Below are 20573 nucleotides of genomic sequence, written 5' to 3'. Positions count from 1 at the left end.
GTTCAGATGGCAAAGGGCGCGGCCACGCTCTCGTACTGGAGCCCGTGCCGCTCGGCGGCGTCGCGCAGCAGCTCCTGCTGCCAGGGCCGCAGCGTGGCATCGGCGCCCTGCTCGATGATGTCGCCAATGAGGCGGTTGCTGAGCACGAGGTTGGCCAGCAGCGGCCCTTCGTCCTGCGTGAGGTGAGTTTTGAGTTGATTGAGCAGGTTTTCGCGCGCATCGGCTTTGGCGGTCTGCGACCCGCTGAGGCGGCGGCGCAGCGGGAAGCGGCGCTGCTCGGCGGGCACCGCAGCTTCGGCGGCCAGGTCGGCGGTGCCCAAGGCCACGAGCTGCTCAGCGTAGGGGCTGCGTTTGAGGTCGGGGTGCAGGCCGGCGGCCTGGCGCAGCTCGGCGGCAGTCTGGATGGGCTCGCGGGCCAACTCGGCCAGGCGGTCGTTGCTCATCACCATGTAGCTGGGGCGGTCGAGTTGCCGGGCCACGGCGTCGCGCAGCAGGTACAGCTCCCGAAACAAGGGCAGCTCGGCCGGCGCGATGCGGAACTTGCCGGCCAGCCGGCCCCAGGGACGGGTTTCGTCGCGGCCGTAGCGCACGGCTTCCAGCGCCTCGTTTTCCTGGGCGGCCCATTCGGCGCGGCCCTGCTCCCGAAGCCGGGACGCGAGCAGGTCGGTGAGCTGGAACAGGTACACTACGTCGTTGGCGGCGTACTCTTTCTGGGCCTCTGTGAGCGGGCGCTTGAGCCAGTTTGACTTCTGCTCGCCCTTGTCCACAGTCAGGCCCAGCTCCTGCTGAATGAGGCGGCCCAGTGAGATGTTGTTGTCCTCGGCCGTGAGCAAGGTAAACTGCACGCTGGTATCGACGATGTGACGGCAGGTGACGCCAAACAGCTCGTCGAGCAACAGAATATCCGACTTGCAAGAGTGGAACACCTTGGCTACGTCGGGCGAGCGCAGCACCGCGAACAGGGGCTCGAGGTCGCGGGCCATGTCGGGCAGGGGTAGGGGGTCAATCAGATATACCGTTTCGCCGTCAAACACCTGAATAAGAGCCAGGTGGCGGCCGTAGCGGTAGCGGTTATCGTCAAACTCCAGGTCGATGCCAATACGCAGGCAAGTGGCAAAATGGGTAGCCGCCTGCGCCACGTCGGCAGCGGTAGTTAGATACTGGATAGCACTCATTAATATAAAGCAGGTAAAATGGGGGCCGGACGGCCAAGGTGCTCCGGCTAGGTAAAGGTAGGAACCGGAATGAGCTAAGGGGTTGGATGTAATAGATGCCTGAACACTTGCAAAAAAGATTTTTGTTAGTTCAAGGATGCAATTAGGGGGTACTTTGCGCGTAAAAATTATTAATTTGGCAATTCGCTGCTTAATTTGCACCCCTCATTGTGGTTTTACCCATCTTAATTTGCACACCAACCCCTTTCGACTTATGAAACAGAAACTCTTACTCTTTCTTTTGCTGGGACTGCTGTTAGCGGCACCGGCCTGGGCCCAAACCCAGGCCATCAGCGGCCGGGTACTAGGCTCCGATGGCGGCGCCATTCCCGGCGCCACCGTGCTGGAGCGCGGCACCACCAACGGCGCCAGCACCAACGCCGAGGGCAACTTCAGCCTGAGCGTGCAGCCGGGCGCTTCCCTCGTCATCAGCTCGGTGGGCTACACCGCTCAGACGGTGGCTGTAGGCGGGCAGAGCACGATTAACGTGACGTTACCCGTGAGTGCTACTCAACTAACAGAAGCCGTGGTAGTGGGCTACGGCACGCAGCAAAAAGCCGACTTGACGGGTTCGGTGGTGACCCTGACGACTAAGGATATTGCTAATGCTCCGGTGCAAACATTCGAGCAGGCAATCCAGGGAAAAGCGGCTGGGGTGGTGATTGAGAATTCTAGCGGCAAGCTCGGTCAAGCCATCAAAGTGCGGGTGCGCGGCACATCCTCGGTGAGCGGCGATACGCAGCCGCTGTACGTGATTGATAATATTCCAATTCAGACGGACGGCTTTTCCTCGACCAGCGCTCCAACCAATCCGCTGGCCGACATCAACCCGAATGATATCGAAAGCATTACAGTGCTGAAGGATGCGGCCGCCTCCGCCATCTATGGCTCTCGCGCTTCCAACGGAGTAGTACTCATCACGACCAAGCGCGGCAAGGCCGGCGCTACCCGCTTCAACTTGAGCTATCAGTATGGCCAGAGCGAAGCAACCCGCAAGCGCGACTTTTTGAATGCCGCGGAGTATACTGAGCTTCTTACAGAGGCGCTCAGGAACAGAGGCGGCTCACGGGCAGTGCCCGCCAACATCGCTGCCCGCCTCAAGGACTATGCTGGCGGAGTGGATGTTAACGCTAACTACACAGTAAATACCGATTGGCAGGACCAAATTTTTCAGACCAGTACATTCAGCCAGTACGACTTAAACGCCAGCGGCGGTACTGATAAAACTAAGTTTTTCGTCTCAGGCCAATACAGCAATCAGGAGGGGATTTTGCGGGGTAATAAACTGGAGCGGATTGCCTCACGCCTCAACGTGGACCATACGGCCAGCGACCGGCTGATATTGGGGGTGAACGTAGCGCTCTCGCGCACTCGCAACAATCGCCTGCCCAACGACAACGCCTTCAGCAACCCGATGCAAACCGTGGCGCTGGCTCCAATTACGCCTTTAATTGACCCGCGCACTGGCCTGACCAGCGGCGCGCTGGACGTAGACCCTGACAGCCGGTTTGTAGGCCAGCCGAACGATAACTACCCGTTCTACTACAACCCACTGCTGGGCCTGGAGAACAATAACGCCACTTATACCTCATTCAATTACCGGGCACTAGGCAACGTCTACGCACAAGTGGAAATCCTCTCTGGCCTCTCGTTCCGGTCGGAGTTGGGGGTAGATTTGCTTAATCAGGATGAGGACCAATACTTGTCGCGCATCACGGGTCGCAACTCCGGCCGCACGAACAGCTTTGGCTTTAGCGCCCACGCCACCAGCGCCCGCTACATCACCAACAATTTCTTTTCTTACCGCAAAACGCTGGCCGAGCAGCACTCTATCGAGGCCACGCTGGGCACGGCCTACGAAGAGCGCAAGTACGATTACCGCAACGTCTCAGGTACGCAGTTCGCCAGCGACGCTTACCGCACCGTTGTAAATGCAGCCACGTTTACGGCTGGCAACTCATCAGGCACCAGCAATTCGCTGCTTTCATATTTCGCGCGCCTCAATTATTCTTTTGCCGGTAGATACCTGCTCGGCCTCAGTGCTCGAGTTGACGGCTCGTCTCGTTTCGGCGACAACAACCGTTACGGCTTCTTTCCCGCCGCTTCAATTGGCTGGGTAGCAACCGAGGAAAGCTTTCTCAAAGACCAGAAGGTGCTGAGCTTTCTCAAGCCACGCATCAGCATTGGGCGCACTGGTAACCAAGGTTTTCCCGATTTCGCGCCCCTCAGCTTGTTCTCAGGCACGTCGGGCTACGTGGGCGTACCGGGTCAGCGGCCTTCACAAATCGGCAACCCCGACCTGAAATGGGAATCAACCACGCAGGCAGACGCTGGCCTGGAGTTTGGCTTCCTCGATAACCGCATCAGCGGCGAGGTGGACGTGTACCAGAAAAAGACCAGCGATTTGGCTCTGAGCGTGCCGGTGCCTTCCACCACGGGCTTTGACAGCCAGTTTCAGAATGTGGGCAACATGGAGAACAAAGGCATCGAGTTTGCCCTGACTACCCGCAACTTCGTGGGCGACTTTAGTTGGACCACTACCGTCAATGCAGCCCGCAACAGAAATGAGGTCACGTTTCTGCGGGGGCAGCCCATCTTGGGCAGCTTCCTGAGTCGGGCACAGGAAGGATACCCAATCGGCACCTTCTTCGGCCCCGAGTATGCTGGCGTAGACGCTGCCAACGGCAATGCGCTCTACTACCTCAACAGGTCCAATGAAGACGCTACCGGCACGGGAACCATTGACCACGCTACCGGCACAACCAGCAATATCAACGAGGCGGAACTGGTGCCTTTGGGCGACCCTAATGCCCGTTGGACTGGCGGTCTGACCAATACGTTCACCTTCAAAGGCATTGACCTGAGTGCCACCTTTATTGGAATATTCGGCAACAAGGTGTTCGACGGCGGCGCGCAATTCTACTCGGTTGGCTTTAACAACGGAGCCGACAACCAGACCCGTGACCAATTACGACGTTGGCAGAAGGCTGGCGACATCACCGACGTGCCGCGGGCGAGCTTTGGCAGCGGCATTGGAACCGGCCTCTCGTCGCGCTTCGTCCGCGATGGCTCTTACGGCCGCCTGCGCACCATCACGCTGGGCTACAATCTGCCCGGTACGCTCGTGAAGAAAGGGTACTTGCAGTCAGTCCGGGTGTACGTGCAAGCTCTCAACTTACTCACTATTACCAAATACGGAGGTTGGGACCCGGAAGTAAATGCTGACTATTTGTCTTCAACCGGCGCGCAAGGCAGCGTAACGGCTACCCAGGGAAATATCAATCAGGGCATTGATTTTTATTCCGCGCCCCAGCCCCGCACCCTCACCTTTGGTATCAATGTCGGCTTATAGAGTGCAGAAATGCGTGTCTTTCTCTTTGACCAATAATTTCACATGAAAAGAACATTTTGGGCGCTACTAACGGCGCTGCTTTTGGTGGGCTCGTTGACCAGTTGCGATAAGAAATTGGATATTGAGCCGGTTAATGACGTGAGAGCCGAAAGGGCGCTGTCCACCTCATCTGATGTCGAGGCCGCTTTGATAGGTTGCTACACGGGCATTCAAAATATCCAGGCCTATGGTGGCTATATTCAGTTGATGTCGGACTTGCTGGCTGATGATGGTGAAATCACCTTCGTGGGCACCTTCGTGCCCCCGCAGCAATTCAACCGTAAGGCTATTCAGCGGGATAACGACTATGCGGCAGCTATCTGGATTAATGCCTACAATGTCATCAACCGCACTAACAATGTGCTGGCTAACCTGGACAAGCTCGACACGGACACTAAGAAGGCGCGGGTAGAAGGCGAGGCCAAGTTCATCCGCAGTGCCATGTATTTCGAGTTGGTTCGGCTATACGCCAAAGACTGGAGCGACGGCACCCCTTCGGCTAACCCTGGCGTCCCCCTAGTGCTTTCTCCTACCGGGGTGATTGACGCCAGCGTTCAAATAAGCCGAAACACAGTAGCTGAGGTGTACGCGCAGATTATCACTGACCTGACTGATGCGGAAACTAAGATGCGGCCAGGAATACCCATCGGGTCGCCTGAATTTACCTTTTTTGCTACTTCTAATACGGCCTCTGGAATGCTCTCACGGGTATACTTGCAACAGGGTCGCTTTTCGGAGGCGGCAGCCTCGGCCAACAGGGCTGTTGGTAGCTTCGTGCTCAGCGAGAGCTATGTAGGTGAGTTTTATTCAGGCGAAGACCTACTTGCTAATACCAGAGAAGACATCTTCGCCCTTCAGTATTCAGCGCAAAGTGGAGTCAACGAGCTTAATACCTTCTACTTTCAACGCGGCGATATCAGCGTAGAAGAGAAGCACTTAGACTTGTATGAGGATGCTGATGAGCGGCTCGACCTGTTCACCTTCACTGCTAGTCAGAATTATAGCGACAAGTTTAATTCACAGTATGGCAACATCAAGCTGATGCGTCTTGCTGAAATGTATCTGACCCGTGCGGAAGCGAATCTGCGAGCTGGGACAACTGTGGGCGCTACCCCGTTGGCCGACTTGAACCGGGTCCGGGTCCGGGTAGGACTGGAAGCCCTGCCAGTTACTATGTCAAACGCTGATTTGCTAACCGCTATTCTACGGGAGCGCAAGCTGGAATTGGCCTTTGAGGGTTTCCGTCTCGGCGATGTCAAGCGCAACAAAGAATCGGTAACAGACCCTGATGGCGTAGTATTGCCTTGGAATTCTCCGCGTTTAATTCTGCCCATTCCGCTACGTGAGGTGGCCGTGAATCCTAACCTGACACAGAATGAGGGGTACTAAGGGTTGCTAATCGGTCTTTAAGAAATAATAAAAAGGCCCCTGGCTGCTTGCCAGGGACCTTTTTACATTAAACTATTCCCTACCCCCCTACTTATCCGCCAGCAGCAGCTGCGGCACGGGGCCCCGGCCGCCGCCCATGATGATGACCTTGGCGTTGGGCGAGGTGGCGATGGCCTGGTTGGCCTTGATGGTTTCGTATTGCAGCAGCTTGTCGCTCAACTCGGTGTTGACGATGCGCTGATAGTCGGCGATGCCTTGGGCCTCGACGCGCTTGCGCTCGGCTTCCTGCTTTTCCTTTTGCAGCACAAACTGCATCTTCTGCGCATCCTGCTCGGCCGAAATCTTGCTCTCGATGCTGGTCTTCACCGACTGCGGGAGCTGGATGTTACGAATCAGCAGCTGGTCGAGCTTTAGGCCGCTGGCTTGAAAATCCTTCTCGATGGCGTTGAGGATGCGGGTTTGGAACTCGTCGCGGCGGCTGGAATACAAGGCCACGGCGTCGTAATAAACGGCGTTGTCGCGGATACGGGTGCGGGAGATGGCGCGCACGATTTTCTCCTGGTAATCCTCGCCGATGGTGGAGAGGATTTTGGGCGCCTGCTGCGGCACGACGTGGTAAAGCACGGTCAGGTCAATCACCACTTCCAGGCCGTCGGCCGAGAGCACCCGGATGGCATCGTCGCCGGCCTGCTGACCCTCGGTGTGCGTGGCCGACATGGTGTAGTTCTGGGTGCGGGTGTCGAAGCGGGTCACGTCAACCAGCGGATTAACGACGCTCAGCCCCGGCGGCAAAACCCGGTCTTCGACCTTGCCAAACAAGGTTTGCACCCCCACCTGGCCGACGCCAATCTGTACCACGGTGCTCAGGGCCAGCCCCGCAATCAGCAGGCCCAACCCGCCGAGCGTGAGCAGCCCGCGCAGGCGCTCCAGGCCCGGCGAGAGCCGGGCCGCATTGAGGCCCAGCAGCACTAAAATGAATCCTAAAAAAGCCAGTGTCATAAGTGAAAACGGCGAAAAGTGAGACGCAGCCGCCCAGTCAGGCCGCCACGCCGATAGAACAAATGACGGGGCTTAGTCGTGCTCAAACAGCGGCTTATTCTCCTCACGCATCACTTGCTTTCCGGGCCCTTGAATCGTGACCCCAGGCAGTTCATTACAGCTTTCCTACCCCCTTCTTTTTGCCGCTTTGCCGCCAGCCTACTCGTCCTCGTCGTCGCGCTCAAAATTCAGCTGCGGCACCAGGGCCACGGCTTCGGCGGCCACGGCCGCGAGCAGCTCGGGCCGGTCGGCGTCGAGGGTGCGGGCGAAGAGGTCGAAGAGCTGCTCGCCCTGCTCGTTGACGTAGAGGTTGTGGTACAGCTCATCAAACAGCTGGGCCTCGCGCTGCATCACCCGGTCGATGTCCTGGGGCGAGCGGCTCTGGCTCAGGGCGCGGTGCAGCACGGGCACGAGCTGCCGGCTTTCGGGCTGGTCGCCGAGGTTGGCCACGAGCTGGAGCAGGCTCATGCCCACGCCCAGGCGCCACTGCTCGAAGCGAAAGGCTTGCTCGGCCGGCGGCTGCGCCGCCCGAAAAGCGGCCTCGGCCTGCCGCACCGGCGGCGTGAGAAAGCGGGCCGCGTCGGCGGGGTCAGGGAAGGCGAGGTGGAGCAGCATGGTGTACATGGGTGCGTTGGGGAAGAGGGAGGGGGGTAGGGAATTAAGGGCGCCCCGGATGAGCCGGGCGGGTGGGCGTTGGGCAGTTAAAGCGTCGCCGTGGTGGTGCCAGCTGGTGCATTAGCCGCTTACGGGCGCAGCTTGCCGCCCGGCCCTGAACCAGCTCAGCCGTAACCTTAGCGGCGAAAGTTACGATTGCGGTATAGGTGAGAGGGGGGGGGTAGGGGCCGGGGCTGACTGCCAGTCTCGGCCCCCCCCCCCCCCCCCGCTCACCAACCCACTTATCATCCTTATCACCTTAATAATCTGAAGACATGACGCACAAATCGAAATGGCTGCTGCTGGCGCCACTAGGACTCGTTACGGTGGGCGCGGGCGCCTGCATGGTGCAGTGGGCGGGCTCGCTTATGCAAAAGGGCCGCCCGGCCGGTACCTGGGTGCCGGCCGGTACGGCCGCGCTGGTGGTGCTCAACGCCGGCCTGAGCTTGTTTGGCAACGGCGTGGCCGAAAGCGTGCTGTATCAGCTGCGCGAAAAAGACCAGCCCGACACCGCGGCCGGCCCCACGGTGGAGTAGGGGGTAGGGACCTAAGTCGGCCCCGGCCCTGACTTAGCCTCGGTCGTGGGGCGCGGGTGATGGGTGACATGGCGCCTCGCCATGTTCCAGCTCGTTCAACTCGATATTGAGCGCAGCCACCGAAATCAGGATTTCGTGCAGCGACATGCCCAGCGAAACCAGCAGCCCCAGCAGGCTGGCCCCGAACAGCAGATGGGCTGGCGCCAGCAGCCCGGCAAAAAGCAAAAACATGGTCAGTACGCAGCCGAACATGCTGGCAATGCCCACGGCCTGCATGTTGCGCACAATGAGCAAGCGCCGCCGCAAGTTGTCAATCTGCTGCATCACTCGCACCGAAGGCGTGTCGAGGTACAGGGTTTTGAGGCTGCGCACGCGGTTAGCCAGCGCCATAAAGCGGTTGGTATAAGCCAGCAGCAGCAGTGAGAGGGCCGGAAACAGCAGGGCCGGCGTGGTAAGCGTGATTTCCATTCCGTAAAGCTGCTACCAAAAAAGCCCCGCCGAAGTGGCGGGGCTTTTTGTTGAATGAGGCGGGTGGCTACAAACTACTCCGTGGTCGTTTCGGCCTTGCGGGTTACGCGCTTGGCGCCGGTGCCCACCTTGCGGGCGCCTCTCTTTACTGCTTTGCCCGCCTTCTTGCCGGTCTTGACTACGGCTGAGCCGGCCTTGGTGACCACATTGCCCGCCGCGTCCTTGGTATTGTCGGCGGCGGCGCCGAGGTTGGTTTTGCCGGTTTTGGTGACGGTGCGGGAGCCGTTGGCCTTAACAGTGGTGATTTTCTGAGTACCGTTGTCGCGCGTCTTCACCTCCGTGCGGGGCTGCTCCTGCTGCGCAAAGGAGGCAGTGGCGATGGAACAAGCTGCGATAAAGAAACCTAACGTTTTGATTTTCATGGTTGATAGGGCTGCTTCGGCAGCGATTAAATGAGTAGCTACGGCGCCTTATACGACAAGCCCCTCAGCGGGTTGCGGCGGCGGCGGGGGTAGGGAAACTGACGTGGTTCCGCTACCCGGCCCCGCATCAGGGCAGCAGCAGCGAGCTGTCACCGTAGCTCAGAAACTGGTAGCCGTGGGCCAGCGCGTGCGCATACAGCTGCCGCCAGTCAGGGCCGAGCAGGGCGGCCACCAAGAGCAGCAGGGTGCTTTCGGGCTGATGAAAATTGGTAATCAGCCCCTGCGCCACCCGAAACGAGTAGCCGGGCGCAATCAGCAGGCGAGTGCTGACTTCGAGCACTTCCGCGCCCTGGGCTTCCAGATAGCTGAGCAAGGCCCGCAAAGCAGCCTCCATCGTTGGTTGGGCCGCAGCCAGCATCTCGTAGGGCTGCCACTGGCCCACAGCTAGTTGGCCAGCCGCCGCGGCGCTAGCTGGCGCCAGCAGGCCGGCGCCGAGCCAGTATAAGCTTTCGAGGGTGCGCAGGCTGGTGGTGCCCACCGCGATAACGGGCCCGCGCTGATGAGCCAGCAGCTGGCGCAGCAGCGCTGCTCGCACCAGCAGCGGCTCGGCGTGCATGGCGTGGTCGGCCATGCGCGCGGCCTTCACCGGCTGAAACGTGCCCGCGCCCACGTGCAGCGTGAGGTGGCCGAAAGCGGTGCCGCGCCGGCTCAGCTCGGCCAGCACCTCGGGGGTGAAGTGCAGCCCGGCGGTGGGCGCGGCCACGGCGCCCGCCTGTGCGGCATACACGGTCTGGTAGCGTAGGGCGTCGGCGGCGGTGGGCGAGCGCCGCAGGTAGGGTGGCAGCGGCAACTGGCCGGCGGCGGCCAGCACCTGGCTGAATGAAAGCCTGGCCGGTTCCCACTGAAAGCGAATCAGGCTTTCAGCGTCCTCACGGCCTTCGCGCCCGGCCCGGAGCGTGCCCGGCTGCCCGTCCGCCTCGAAGCTGGTCGTGACGGGGCCGCTTTTCCAGCGCTGACCGCGGCCCACCAGGCATTTCCAAGTGCAGCTTTCGGTTTGGGCCAGGGCCAGCTCCAGGCTGGGCGGCGCCACCGGCTCCAGACAAAACAGCTCCACCGCGCCGCCGCTGGGCCGGTAAGCCAGCAGCCGGGCCGGCAGCACGCGCGTGTCGTTGAAGATGAGCAGCGAATCGGCGGGCAGCTCGGCCGGCAACTCGGCAAACCGGCGGTCGCTCAGCTGGCCGCCGCGGCTCACCAGCAGGCGGCTGCCACCGCGCTCGGCGGCGGGGTGCCCGGCAATTCGCTCCGGCGGCAGGGGGTAGGAAAAATCGTGAATCGAAAGGTCGCGGGGGTGGCTTGGCATGAGCGCAAAGGTCGGCAGGAAGAGGCTATAGCGCCGAAGGAACATCATACTGAGCCCCGCGAAGCACCTCTACCGCCTCACTGAACGATTGGAGTACTACGCGGTAGAGATGCTTCGCGGGGCTCAGTATGATGTTCCTTCTCCGGGTCTTTACCCCTTCACTTCCGTCGGAAAATCAGCAGGTGCTGCTGCGGCAGGCTTTCTATTACCTCCACAAACTCCAGCCCCACGGCGGCCATCTCCTTGCGGGCCTGGGCCACGCTCATCTTGTGAATCTGCTTGATGGGCACGCTGGGGTCTTCGGCGCGGTACTCGACCAAAGCCAGCCGGCCGGTGCCGGGCCGCAGCGCCGCCCGGATGGCCTGCCCCATCTCGCGCGGGTGGTCAAACTCATGGTACGCATCGACGATGAGCGCCAAATCGACGCTGCCAGCCGGTAGTTTGGGGTCAGACGTAGTGCCCAGCACGGGGCGCACATTAGGAGCTTGGCTGGCCCGCTTGTTTCGCTCTAATTCCGCAATCATCTCGGGCTGAATATCGACGGCCAGCACCTGCCCGCGCGGCACCAGCTTGGCCATGCGGAAGGAGAAAAAGCCCGTACCCGCCCCGATATCCGCCACCACGTCGGTGGGCTTGAGCTTCAGCTCGCGCAGCAGGATGTCGGTGCCTTCTTCCTGCTGCCGGTCGCTGCGCTCCAGCCAGCTGGCGCCCTCGTGGCCCATGACGTGGGCAATTTGCCGGCCCAGGTAGTAGCGCCCAATGCCGTTGGGGTCGCGGGCCGGGCGGGTCTGATAGCCGGTGGTGTCAGTGGCCGCGGGGGGGGTAGGGGCAGTAAGGCTGGTCATCGCCTGCCCGCTGAGCTGCACCGGATTGGTTTCGGCGGGCAGCTGAGTACAAGCCAGCAGGGCCAGCGCCCCGCCTACGGTCAGCATACAGCTGGAAAGCAGATACTTCATACGGAAGGTAAGTTGGAGACTGGACCTAACAAAAGCCGGCGGTCCGGCGTTCGGCGCGGCGGCCACCCGCCCGAAAACGTTGGGCGAGCGAAATTTCACAAACCCAAAAAATTCGTTTAAACCTCATCGTCTAGCTTTGCAGCCCGTAGTAACCCCATTTTCCCACTTTTTCTTGTTCTATGAAACACCTGTCTGCTTCTTTTTCCAAGCTGCTGGCCGTGATGGCCTGCGCCCTGACGCTGGGTAGCTGCAATCGCGCCGAGTACGCCGTGCTGCCCAAAACCTCGTCGCCGTACCACGGCGTGGCTCGTGTGCGCACGCCGGTTCCCGTTGAGCGCGAAATAGTTGCTGCCCCCGTCGCGACTCCGGTGGTCACGCCTACCTCCCCCGCTACGCCCCAGGCTGAATCCGTACTGGCGCCAGCCACTGCCCAAGCTGTGGCTGCCTCGTCAGCTACGGTGGTTGCTACCACGGTGGCCGACCCAGCTACAGTTGTGACCCCTACCCCCTCCCGCAAGCTCAATCCGGTGCAGCGGCTGGCCGTGGCGAAAATAACCCGCAAATTGGAAAAGGCCAGCCAAAAAGCCGCTTCCGGCCGCCATGATAATACTGCTTCCACTCAGCGACTGGATAGCAAGCTCCGTCAGGGCCTGATTCTGCTCTTGATAGGTATCTTGATTGGCATTCTAGCGGGAGCAATTGGCGGGACACTTGGTACACTCATTGGAGTATTAGGCCTCATTATCGGCATCGTTGGTGTAGCTGTCATTGTGCTCTATCTGCTTGATAGCTTATAGAATAATTCTTGGTTTCTCCGAAAAAAAGCCCTTACCGCACTGAGCTGTAAGGGCTTTTTTCGGAGATAAATGAAGGGAAAAGCAGGGCTACTACGCTAATTCCTCCTTCTTGATTAAGCGCAGCCTCACATCGGGTCCACATCGGCCACGAGGCGGGCCTGCTTGTAGTCCTTGTGGTCGCGCACCACGTTCATGGCGTCGCAAATGTCCTGCTTGGCTTTTTTGAGCACGGTGTGCTCGCGGCTGAGCTTGATGGTGATTTCCTGCAAGTAGAAGTTGCGGATGCGGAAGATGTAGGGCGCTTCCGGCCCCAGCACCGCCTCGCGGCCCAGCCGGTCCACCAGCTCCTGGGTCAGCAAGATGGCGGCCTGCTCGCCTAAGCTCTGGTCCATATGCTTGACGGTCATCTTGATGACGCGCATATAGGGTGGGTAGCCGTGCTCGCGCCGCTGGAGGATTTCGTACTCGTAGAACTCCAGGTAGTCGTTGCGCATCACCTTGTCGAAGATGACCTGGGTAGGGTCAGCGGTCTGAATCAGAACCTTGCCCTTCTTGCCCTTGCGCCCGGCCCGGCCGCTCACTTGCACGAACATCTGGTAGGCCCGCTCGTGGGCCCGAAAGTCGGGGTAGTGAATGATGCTGTCGGCATTGATGATGCCGACCAAACTCACGTTGGCGAAGTCCAGGCCCTTGGTCACCATCTGAGTGCCAACCAGCACGTTGGTTTTCTGCTGCTCGAAGTCGCTGATAATCTGCTGGTAGGCATTTTTGGCGCGGGTCGTGTCCAGGTCCATGCGCGCGACGCTGGCCTGGGGCAGCATAATTTTGAGGTCGTCCTCAATCTTCTCGGTGCCGAAGCCCTGGGTTTTGAGGTTGCGCGAGCCGCAGGCGGGGCACTGCGCCGGCATCGGGTCGTGATAGCCGCAGTAGTGGCAGCGCAGCTCGTGGCTGTGCTTGTGGTAGCTCAGGCTCACGGCGCAGTTCTGGCACTTCGGAATCCAGCCGCAGTCCAGGCAGGCCAGCACCGGCGCGTAGCCGCGGCGGTTCTGAAACAGAATCACCTGCTCCTGCAAGCCCAGCTTGCGCTCCACTTCTTCGAGCAGGTCCGAAGAGAAGTGGTTGTGCATCTTCTTGGCTTCGCGCAGCTTGCGGGTGTCAATCAGCTCAATATCGGGCATTCCGGCCTCGCCGAAGCGCTTGCTGAGCGTGACCAGCCCGTAGCGGCCAGCGCGAGTCTGGTAATAGGTTTCGACGGCCGGCGTGGCCGAGCCGAGCAGGGTCTTGGCGCCCTGGAAGTTGGCCATCATCAGGGCCACCTCGCGAGCGTTGTAGCGCGGGGCCGGCTCGTACTGCTTGTAGCTCGATTCGTGCTCTTCATCAACGATAATCAGGGCCAGATTATCGAAGGGCAGAAACACCGCCGAGCGCACGCCCACCACCACCTGAAACCGCCCGGAGAGCACGCCGTTCCACACCTCCACCCGCTCATTGTCCGAGAATTTGGAGTGGTACACGCCCAGCCGCTGCCCGAACACGCGCATGAGCCGGGTCACAATCTGGGCCGTCAGGGCGATTTCGGGCAGCAGGTACAGCACCTGCCCGCCGCCCTCCAGCGCCTGCCGAATCAGGTCGATATAAATTTCGGTCTTGCCCGCGCCGGTCACGCCGTGCAGCAGCACAATGTCGCGCTCGGCGAAGTGGCCCATGATTTCATCGCGCGCCGTGGTCTGCGCTTCCGTCAGACTGAAGTGCAGCTGCCGGCTCGGTTCTTCATCGAGCGGGAAGCGCGACACAATCTGGTCGAACTGCTCTAGCACGCCATTCTTAATCAGCGTGTTAACCGCCGAAGGCGAGAGGTGCGGCGAAGAAGTCAGGGCCGCCTTTTCCATGCCGCGCGTGTTCAGCCGCTCGTCCTGATGGATGGGCACCCGCTGCAAGTAGCGCAAGAGCACGTCAAGCTGCTTGGGCTTGGTGCTGAGCGTCATAAACAGCCGCTCCACGGCTTCCTCGCCCACGAACAGCGAGGCCAAGCGCACCTTCTTCAGCACCTTGGGCGAAAACTTATCCGCCAGGTGCTCAAACAGAAAGATAACGTCCTTCTGCATCAAGGACTTGATGACCTTGTGAAACGAGCTGATGCCCAGCAGCTCACCCACTTCGGTAAAGGTCAGCGCCCGGCCATCCTCACTGCTGAGCACCTCCACAATCTGCGTTTCCTGCTCCGAGAGCGGGTATTTCTCCTCGGCAGTGGCGTAGCTGGGGTGCAGCTGAATGCGCGACTCGGAGCTAAGCTTGAGGGCGGCCGGCAGCGCGGCGTTGATGACCTCGCCGAGCGTGCACATGTAGTAGTCGGCCATCCAGCGGAACAGCTTGAGCTGCGGCTGCGTCACGACCGGCGCATCGTCAATAAACTCCAGGATGTACTTGGCCTGATACTCCTTGGGTGGCCGCTCGTGCACGGCCGCCACGATGCAGCTCAGGGTGCGCTTGGCGCCGAACTGCACGATAACGCGCCCACCAATCACGACCGCGTCGTTCAGCTCGTAGGGCACGCGGTAGGTGTAGAGCCGGGGCAGGGGTAGGGGCAAAATCACATCCACGAAGAGCGTGGTGCGGTCAGCCGGCGCCACGGGCTCGGGCAAAGACAAGTCGAAAAGCGAATTCAAGGGGCAGCGGAGGCAGGACGAAGGATAAAGATACGCCCGGCCGGGCACCGTCCTTCCCTACCCCTTCGGCCAGTGCGAGGGGGGTAGGGAATCAAACCGGAAAGGAAGAGTTCGGTTGCCACAGTTGGCGCCGCTGGGCTGCGGGCAGGCTATACTGGGCAGGGACTGGCCTTGCCGGCGGGACGTTTGGCGGTGCGGGTGAGGGTAGGGGCCGGCCGGCGCCGGCGGCGGTGGAGCCGCGGTCAGAAAACAAAAACCCGACTGCCAGAGCCGGGTTTTTACGTTAGAAATCAGGCTGCGTCTGGCTTGTCCGGCCGAGGCTTTTTAGGGCCCGGTGGTCGCCCGCGGCGGGCTGGGGCTGGAGCTTCCGCGTTGGGGCCGGTTGGCGGCTCCGCGGCAACTGGCGCCGGGAGGGCTGCTATAGCCGGGTCAGGTTGGCCTTTTAGGGTGGAAGGCGGAGCCTTCGGCGTAGCAGTAGGCTGGCGCGGCGCTGGCGCGGCTTTTCTGGTGGGTTTGGCGGCAGCTGCTCGGGGCTTGGCCAGCTTGGGCGCGGGCCGGCGCGCCGCCGGGCTGGGTACCTCAGCAGCGGCGAGGGGGGTAGGAACCGCCGACTCAACTGCCGCAACGCTCTCCGTTGCCGGAGAGCTGGCAATGCTGGCTTCAGCCAGTACCGTCAGGCCGGTGGCGCTTGCCTCTGGTGCGGGAGCGTCAGCAGCCGGCGCCGGCCGGGTAGGGACGGGCCGGCGCCGCGCCGTAGCGCGCTTCACGGGCACCGATTTGGTAATCACCTTCGATTTTTTCGGGGCCGGTCCCGTGCCGCGCTTGTTGGGGGCGGCGGGCGCAGCCTCTGCTTCATCCGGGCTGGCGGGCGCCGCGGGCACCTCAGGCTCGTCAGCAGTTGAGGCCAGGCTGGTTGAGCTGGCTTCCGACGGGTCGGACAACATCGCCGACTCCGAAGGCGGGGCGAACTCGTTCAGCGCAGTGTCTATGGTTGGCGTTGCAGCGGCACGCTCTGGCGCGGCGCCATTAGGGTCGGCGTCAGCTTCGGCCGCCACCGGCCCCGCTTGCTCGGCCGCGAGCCGGGCGGCATTCTTGCGGGCCGTGCGCTTGGCCCCGCCCCGTGAGCGGCGCTTCTTCTTTTTGACCTGCTCCGCACCCGACTCGCCTTCTGAGGCCGAAGCCTCGGCGGCGGGCGCTGCCTCAGGAGCTGGAACTACTGCGGCCTCGCGTGCCGGGGCCGAAACTACCAGCTCCAGCGCCGACGAAATCAAATAATCGGTGTAGGAAGGCTTAGCGGGCGCCGACACCGCCGCCACGGCGGGCGAAAGCTGGTCAGTGGGCGGCTGGGTTTCGGCTACCACGCGGTTGGCTTGCGGCTGGCCCTGGTTGCGCCGGTTTGGCCGGCCCCGCCCTCGGGAGCGGTCGTCACGGGTGGGCTCGGCAGCCGGCGGCAGCTCCGTCCTGAGGGCATCGTCGGGCTGTGCCGCGGGCTGCTCAACTGGCGGCTCAGCGGCTGAGGCTGCCTCGGCCTGGTCAGGCTGTCCGATATCAACGCGCTCCTGGCCGTCATCTTCGGGCTCGGCTACCGCGGCCGGCTTGGGGCGCGGCGGGGGGGGTAGGGAAAGCAGGCGCCGCTCCACGTCGCGGATTTCAGCGCGCACGTCGACCTGCTGCCCGGCCAGCCGGCGCAGCTTTTCCAGGGTGCTTTCCAGAAACTGCCGGTGCTCCGGCGCGCCCGCGTACAGCGGCCGGTGCGCCAGCGCCTGCTGGATGCCGTCCCATTCCTGGCGAAAGCGCCCGAACTCCGCATCGAAATACATGCGCGCAAACCTTTCCCAGATATAGTCCTCGGCCACGACGGAGGGGTGCAGCAGGTCGGCGGCGTAGAAGCGGTAGTCGCGCAGGTCGTCAGTCAGCAGCTCATAGGCCGGAAAGTAGCTCACGTCGGGCAGCAGCTCGCCTAGGTAGTGGCTGGCCAGGCGCAGCACGCCCTTGCTCACGCTATTCAGGGGCAGCGTGTCGCGCAGGTGCCGCACCGGGCTCACCGTCAGCACCAGCCGCAGCCGGGGGTTGAGGCGGCGCAGCAGGGCATGGGCCTCGGCCAGCTGACCCACTATTTCTTCGGCCGTCAGCAGCTCTTTTTCAAAAAGCGCCGCCGGCAGCTTGTGGCAGTTGCTGACCAGCTCGTCGGTTTCGCGCAGCCGGTACACCCAGGCGGTGCCCAACGTCAGGGCCAGCACGTCGGCGGTGCGCCCGAACTCGGCGGTCTGCCGCACTAGCTCCTGAATGCGGGCCAGCAGCGCTTCGGCCGAGTCGGCCCCGATGCTGCCGTGCAGGTCGTAGCTCTGCCAGCGCCCACGGGCCTCCACCAGGTGCTGCGTCCAATCCACCGGCTCGCCCGCCGCGGCTCGCAGCAGCAACGCCGCCGACAGCGGGTTGAATACGGTGCCGAAGGGGTTAACCAGCGTCGTCACCTTATGGGCGGCCAGCCGCCCGCCGATGCTGTCGGCAAAGCATGAGCCCAGGGTCAGCACCCGCGCCGTGCGGGCCAGGGGGCGTGGGTCGGGCGTAAGCGAAATTTCAGTTCTAAACATTACCGGTAAAAGTACGCCCAACGGCAGATAAGCGGTTTGCCTTGCAGGCCAGGAGGGGGGTAGGGATTCGGCAGGCTCCGGGCAACTTCACAAAAAAAGCCCTGCCGGTGGGCAGGGCTTTGGACGCTGTTGGCACTATTTGCAGGCTGCTACTCGCCCACCACGCGGAAACGCACGGTGTGCTTCACTTCCTTGTGCAGGCTCAGCGTGGCCGTGTAGTCGCCGGCAGCGGTGGGCTCCTGGTCGAAGCTCAGGCGCTTGCGGTCCACGTCGATGCCGCGGGCTTTGAGCGCCTCGGCGAGTTGCAGCGTGGTCACGCGGCCGAAAATCCGGCCGCTTTCGCCGATTTTGGCCGTCACATCCAGTGTCTGCTCGCCAATCTGGTCGGCAATAGCCTGGGCGTCGCCCTTCACCTTGTCGGCCTTGTGGGCAGCCTGGCGCACGTTCTCGGCCACAATTTTTTTGTTTGTCTTGTCGGCCAGCATGGCCAGGCCCTGGGGCAGCAGGTAGTTGCGGCCGTAGCCAGCCTTCACCTCTACCAGGTCGTTCTTGTAGCCCAGGCCCTTCACGTCGTCTTTCAGAATTACTTCCATGTCAATAGGGAATTATGAGTTTTGAATTATGAGTTATGGGTCTGCTTTGAAGCAAGAATCATAATTTATAACTCATAATTATTTAAGTGAGTCGCCCACGTAGGGCATCAGGGCCAGATGACGGGCTTTGGCGACGGCCTGGGCCACTTTGCGCTGAAACTTGAGGCTGGTGCCGGTGAGGCGGCGCGGAAGCACGCGGCCCTGCTCGTTGACAAACTTGAGCAGGAAGTTCGGGTCCTTATAGTCCACGTACTTAATGCCGTTCTTCTTGAAGCGGCAGTATTTGGCGCGGTTGTCCTGCTTGGTCAGGGCGCCGCGGTCGTTATTGTTGCCGCCGTTGCGCTGCTGGTTGTTGGGGGTTGCCATATCGGGGTAGCGAGGTTATTGGGCGACAGCTTCGTTTTCGCGGGCGGCGGCCTTTTGCAAGTTCATCTCGCCGTTGCGACGGCGGTTGTTGTAGTCCACGGCGTGCTTGTCGAGCACCGTAGTCAGAAACCGGATGACGCGCTCGTCGCGGCGGTAGGCCAGCTCCAGCAGGTCCACGATGTTGCCGGTGCTGCTGCTGAACGAAAGGCAGAAGTAGTAGCCGGTAGTTTTCTTCTGAATCGGGTAGGCGAGCTTGCGCAGGCCCCAGGCTTCAGAAGAGATGAGGTCGGCGCTATTTTCCTTAAGCACCTGGGTGAACTTCTCGACCGTCTCTTGCACCTGCCCCTCGTTGAGCACGGGGGTTAAGATGAAGACCGTCTCGTAATTTCTTACTTCCATTACGACGGGGTGAAAATGGGTTTGAAAAATATAAATTGGGGTGCAAAGGTACGGCGAATCAGGCGGGGTAGCACCATGCCCACGGGCTTTTTTACGAGGCTTGCCAAGCTGATTAGCAACCACTTGATTTCCTGCTAAAATGTTGAATTTGGAGAAACCAAATACCAATTCAGACTCTTTACTCAGTAGCGGCGACAGCAAGGTGATGAGGAAGAGAAGGGCCGGCTCCCTACCCCCCTAAATTAGCGGCTAATCTTGGCAGGCTACGAATCCTGACCTACATTTGTGGCCCGAAGGAACCTGCTTAAAGTGCCTTCGCGTCCCGTTTTTATAGTATATATATGACGATGAGACCCCCTCAATTTCGTGCGTTACCCCGGTTATTGCTGGCCTTTGTTCTTGCAGTGGGCAGCGTTTGCCAAAGCCTGGCCCAAGATGTCGGAGCGGCTCCCAATGTGAGCAAGGAAGGCGTGACGCCGGGCGCTACCGCCGGCGCCACTGCGGCTACCGCAGCGGCGCCGGGAGCTAGTGGCGGCGACGCTGCCGCTATCTCGGCCGGCGACGCTTTGTTCAAGGGCAACTGCGCCCAGTGCCATGCCGTGAACGACGTGGTGGTAGGCCCAGCTCTGGCGGGCATTACTAAGCGGCGGCCAGTTTCGTGGCTGATTCCGTGGATTAAGAACTCCAGCAAGGTGGTAGCCAGCGGCGACGAGTACGCCGTGACTATCTACAATAAGTATCAAAAGCAACAGATGCCCTCGTTCGCTTTGTCGGACACGGAAATTAACTCCATCTTAGCTTGGATTACCGCCGAGGAGGGTAAGATTGGCAACGTCGCTAACGCCGGACCCACGGTTCAGAACGCTGGTCAGGCCGACGGGCAGGAAGGCTCCGGGGGCACGGGTGCCGAAGCAGGCGGGGCCGGCAAATACGTGGACATCCTGCTCATCGTGCTGGTCGTGGTGCTGATTGTGCTCGTCGTGACCTTGTTCATCATCGCCAACCTGATGAAGGACGTGCTACGAGGCCGCAAAGATCTAGAAGGCCGCGACAAGGAGATTCTGGAGCAGCGCTTCGACTTCGAGAAGCTCTACAAGTCGTCGGCCTTGCGTGGCACAGTAGGGGTAGTATTCGCGCTGGTGTTGCTTTACGAAGGAATTCAGAGCGTAATGGCCGTAGGCTTGCAGCAAGGCTATCAACCCACGCAGCCCATTGCCTTCTCGCACAAGCTGCACTCCGGCGAGCACCAAATTAACTGCGCCTACTGCCACACCTCCGTGTACAAGGCTAAGTCGGCCAATATTCCGTCGGCCAACATCTGCATGAACTGTCACTCGCAGATTAAGACCGAGTCGCCGGAAATTAAAAAGATTTACCGCTCCATCGAGCGCAAGCAGCCCATTCAATGGGTGCGGGTGCACAACCTGCCGGACCTGGCTTACTTCAATCACTCGCAGCACACGCAAGTGGGCGGCCTGAATTGCCAGACCTGCCACGGCCCCATCCAGAACATGGAAGTCGTGTATCAGTATTCGGCGCTCACGATGGGCTGGTGTATCAACTGTCACCGTGAAAACCCCATCAACGCCAAGGGCAACGCCTACTATGACAACTTGGTGAAGCTGCACGATGAAGCTAATAGTGCGGCTCCCTTCACCGTCTCATCAAACGGCGGTACGGAATGCTCGAAGTGTCATTATTAATAAATTAGATTTTCTAGTATCCAGTAT

17 protein-coding genes are annotated in these 20573 nt (G+C 60.9%); 5 read left to right on the top strand and 12 right to left on the bottom strand.

Annotation, left to right across the window (positions count from 1 at the left end):
• Window positions 1-2 precede the first annotated feature (2 nt).
• Window positions 3-1175, bottom strand: a complete 1173-nt coding sequence (locus ACFE70_RS07335; RefSeq protein ID WP_375417076.1) for a ribonuclease D — start codon at window positions 1173-1175, stop codon at window positions 3-5.
• Between the two features lie 253 nt (window positions 1176-1428).
• On the opposite strand from ACFE70_RS07335, the gene ACFE70_RS07330 reads away from it, so the two are divergent.
• Both ACFE70_RS07330 and ACFE70_RS07325 read left to right on the top strand, forming a co-directional pair.
• Window positions 1429-4566, top strand: coding sequence for a SusC/RagA family TonB-linked outer membrane protein (locus ACFE70_RS07330; RefSeq protein ID WP_375417075.1), 3138 nt, complete (start codon window positions 1429-1431; stop codon window positions 4564-4566).
• A gap of 42 nt (window positions 4567-4608) precedes the next feature.
• The gene (locus tag ACFE70_RS07325) at window positions 4609-5994 is read left to right on the top strand and encodes a RagB/SusD family nutrient uptake outer membrane protein (RefSeq protein ID WP_375417074.1); all 1386 of its coding nucleotides are present in this window, start codon (window positions 4609-4611) and stop codon (window positions 5992-5994) included.
• 87 nt (window positions 5995-6081) lie between these two features.
• Here ACFE70_RS07325 and ACFE70_RS07320 read toward each other — a convergent pair whose 3' ends face one another.
• On the bottom strand, window positions 6082-6993 hold the full coding sequence (locus tag ACFE70_RS07320; RefSeq protein ID WP_375417073.1) for a prohibitin family protein: 912 nt from the start codon (window positions 6991-6993) through the stop codon (window positions 6082-6084).
• Between the two features lie 198 nt (window positions 6994-7191).
• A complete protein-coding gene (locus tag ACFE70_RS07315) occupies window positions 7192-7656 on the bottom strand; it encodes a hypothetical protein (RefSeq protein WP_375417072.1) in 465 nt (154 codons plus the stop codon).
• Window positions 7657-7961: 305 nt separating this feature from the next.
• On the opposite strand from ACFE70_RS07315, the gene ACFE70_RS07310 reads away from it, so the two are divergent.
• On the top strand, window positions 7962-8222 hold the full coding sequence (locus tag ACFE70_RS07310; RefSeq protein WP_375417071.1) for a hypothetical protein: 261 nt from the start codon (window positions 7962-7964) through the stop codon (window positions 8220-8222).
• 33 nt (window positions 8223-8255) lie between these two features.
• On the opposite strand, the gene ACFE70_RS07305 is transcribed toward ACFE70_RS07310, so the two are convergent.
• The 4 genes from ACFE70_RS07305 to ACFE70_RS07290 all read right to left on the bottom strand — a co-directional run bounded on the left by ACFE70_RS07305 (window position 8256) and on the right by ACFE70_RS07290 (window position 11428).
• A complete protein-coding gene (locus tag ACFE70_RS07305; protein ID WP_375417070.1) occupies window positions 8256-8690 on the bottom strand; it encodes a DUF2721 domain-containing protein in 435 nt (144 codons plus the stop codon).
• A gap of 74 nt (window positions 8691-8764) precedes the next feature.
• On the bottom strand, window positions 8765-9112 hold the full coding sequence (locus ACFE70_RS07300; RefSeq protein WP_375417069.1) for a hypothetical protein: 348 nt from the start codon (window positions 9110-9112) through the stop codon (window positions 8765-8767).
• A gap of 127 nt (window positions 9113-9239) precedes the next feature.
• Window positions 9240-10472 (bottom strand): S-adenosylmethionine:tRNA ribosyltransferase-isomerase, encoded by a 1233-nt coding sequence (locus tag ACFE70_RS07295; protein ID WP_375417068.1) that lies wholly within the window; start codon window positions 10470-10472, stop codon window positions 9240-9242.
• A gap of 158 nt (window positions 10473-10630) precedes the next feature.
• Entirely contained in the window at window positions 10631-11428 is a 798-nt protein-coding gene (locus tag ACFE70_RS07290; RefSeq protein ID WP_375417067.1) for a class I SAM-dependent methyltransferase, read from the bottom strand.
• 179 nt (window positions 11429-11607) lie between these two features.
• On the opposite strand from ACFE70_RS07290, the gene ACFE70_RS07285 reads away from it, so the two are divergent.
• Window positions 11608-12225: a hypothetical protein gene (locus ACFE70_RS07285; RefSeq protein WP_375417066.1), complete on the top strand. Its 618-nt coding sequence runs from the start codon at window positions 11608-11610 to the stop codon at window positions 12223-12225.
• Window positions 12226-12350: 125 nt separating this feature from the next.
• Here ACFE70_RS07285 and priA read toward each other — a convergent pair whose 3' ends face one another.
• The 5 genes from priA to rpsF form a co-directional block, all read right to left on the bottom strand.
• Complete coding sequence (priA, locus tag ACFE70_RS07280) at window positions 12351-14891, bottom strand: primosomal protein N' (protein ID WP_375417065.1); 2541 nt, start codon at window positions 14889-14891, stop codon at window positions 12351-12353.
• Window positions 14892-15181: 290 nt separating this feature from the next.
• The gene (locus ACFE70_RS07275; protein ID WP_375417064.1) at window positions 15182-17485 is read right to left on the bottom strand and encodes a GSCFA domain-containing protein; all 2304 of its coding nucleotides are present in this window, start codon (window positions 17483-17485) and stop codon (window positions 15182-15184) included.
• Between the two features lie 149 nt (window positions 17486-17634).
• Window positions 17635-18078: a 50S ribosomal protein L9 gene (gene rplI / locus ACFE70_RS07270; RefSeq protein WP_375417063.1), complete on the bottom strand. Its 444-nt coding sequence runs from the start codon at window positions 18076-18078 to the stop codon at window positions 17635-17637.
• Window positions 18079-18156: 78 nt separating this feature from the next.
• Entirely contained in the window at window positions 18157-18444 is a 288-nt protein-coding gene (gene rpsR / locus ACFE70_RS07265; RefSeq protein ID WP_375417062.1) for a 30S ribosomal protein S18, read from the bottom strand.
• Window positions 18445-18459: 15 nt separating this feature from the next.
• The gene (gene rpsF, locus ACFE70_RS07260; RefSeq protein WP_375417061.1) at window positions 18460-18843 is read right to left on the bottom strand and encodes a 30S ribosomal protein S6; all 384 of its coding nucleotides are present in this window, start codon (window positions 18841-18843) and stop codon (window positions 18460-18462) included.
• 404 nt (window positions 18844-19247) lie between these two features.
• Between rpsF and ACFE70_RS07255 the strand changes: the two genes are divergently transcribed.
• The gene (locus ACFE70_RS07255) at window positions 19248-20546 is read left to right on the top strand and encodes a cytochrome c3 family protein (RefSeq protein ID WP_375417060.1); all 1299 of its coding nucleotides are present in this window, start codon (window positions 19248-19250) and stop codon (window positions 20544-20546) included.
• Window positions 20547-20573: the final 27 nt, after the last annotated feature.

The sequence above is a fragment of the uncultured Hymenobacter sp. genome (assembly GCF_964243305.1).
Taxonomy (GTDB): Bacteria; Bacteroidota; Bacteroidia; order Cytophagales; family Hymenobacteraceae; genus Hymenobacter.
Note: the sequence above shows the minus strand (reverse complement) of the source record. Positions and strands in the feature narration are given on the sequence as shown.

Excerpts from the sequence above, each read along its gene's own strand:
- ACFE70_RS07325 (WP_375417074.1), top strand. The coding sequence starts at position 4,609 with ATGAAAAGAACATTTTGGGCGCTACTAACGGCGCTGCTTTTGGTGGGC.
- ACFE70_RS07300 (WP_375417069.1), bottom strand. The coding sequence starts at position 9,112 with ATGAAAATCAAAACGTTAGGTTTCTTTATCGCAGCTTGTTCCATCGCC.
- rpsF (WP_375417061.1), bottom strand. The coding sequence starts at position 18,843 with ATGGAAGTAAGAAATTACGAGACGGTCTTCATCTTAACCCCCGTGCTC.
- ACFE70_RS07295 (WP_375417068.1), bottom strand. The coding sequence starts at position 10,472 with ATGCCAAGCCACCCCCGCGACCTTTCGATTCACGATTTTTCCTACCCC.
- ACFE70_RS07330 (WP_375417075.1), top strand. The coding sequence starts at position 1,429 with ATGAAACAGAAACTCTTACTCTTTCTTTTGCTGGGACTGCTGTTAGCG.
- rpsR (WP_375417062.1), bottom strand. The coding sequence starts at position 18,444 with ATGGCAACCCCCAACAACCAGCAGCGCAACGGCGGCAACAATAACGAC.
- ACFE70_RS07285 (WP_375417066.1), top strand. The coding sequence starts at position 11,608 with ATGAAACACCTGTCTGCTTCTTTTTCCAAGCTGCTGGCCGTGATGGCC.
- rplI (WP_375417063.1), bottom strand. The coding sequence starts at position 18,078 with ATGGAAGTAATTCTGAAAGACGACGTGAAGGGCCTGGGCTACAAGAAC.
- ACFE70_RS07315 (WP_375417072.1), bottom strand. The coding sequence starts at position 7,656 with ATGTACACCATGCTGCTCCACCTCGCCTTCCCTGACCCCGCCGACGCG.
- ACFE70_RS07310 (WP_375417071.1), top strand. The coding sequence starts at position 7,962 with ATGACGCACAAATCGAAATGGCTGCTGCTGGCGCCACTAGGACTCGTT.
- ACFE70_RS07290 (WP_375417067.1), bottom strand. The coding sequence starts at position 11,428 with ATGAAGTATCTGCTTTCCAGCTGTATGCTGACCGTAGGCGGGGCGCTG.
- ACFE70_RS07305 (WP_375417070.1), bottom strand. The coding sequence starts at position 8,690 with ATGGAAATCACGCTTACCACGCCGGCCCTGCTGTTTCCGGCCCTCTCA.
- ACFE70_RS07275 (WP_375417064.1), bottom strand. The coding sequence starts at position 17,485 with ATGTTTAGAACTGAAATTTCGCTTACGCCCGACCCACGCCCCCTGGCC.
- ACFE70_RS07335 (WP_375417076.1), bottom strand. The coding sequence starts at position 1,175 with ATGAGTGCTATCCAGTATCTAACTACCGCTGCCGACGTGGCGCAGGCG.
- ACFE70_RS07320 (WP_375417073.1), bottom strand. The coding sequence starts at position 6,993 with ATGACACTGGCTTTTTTAGGATTCATTTTAGTGCTGCTGGGCCTCAAT.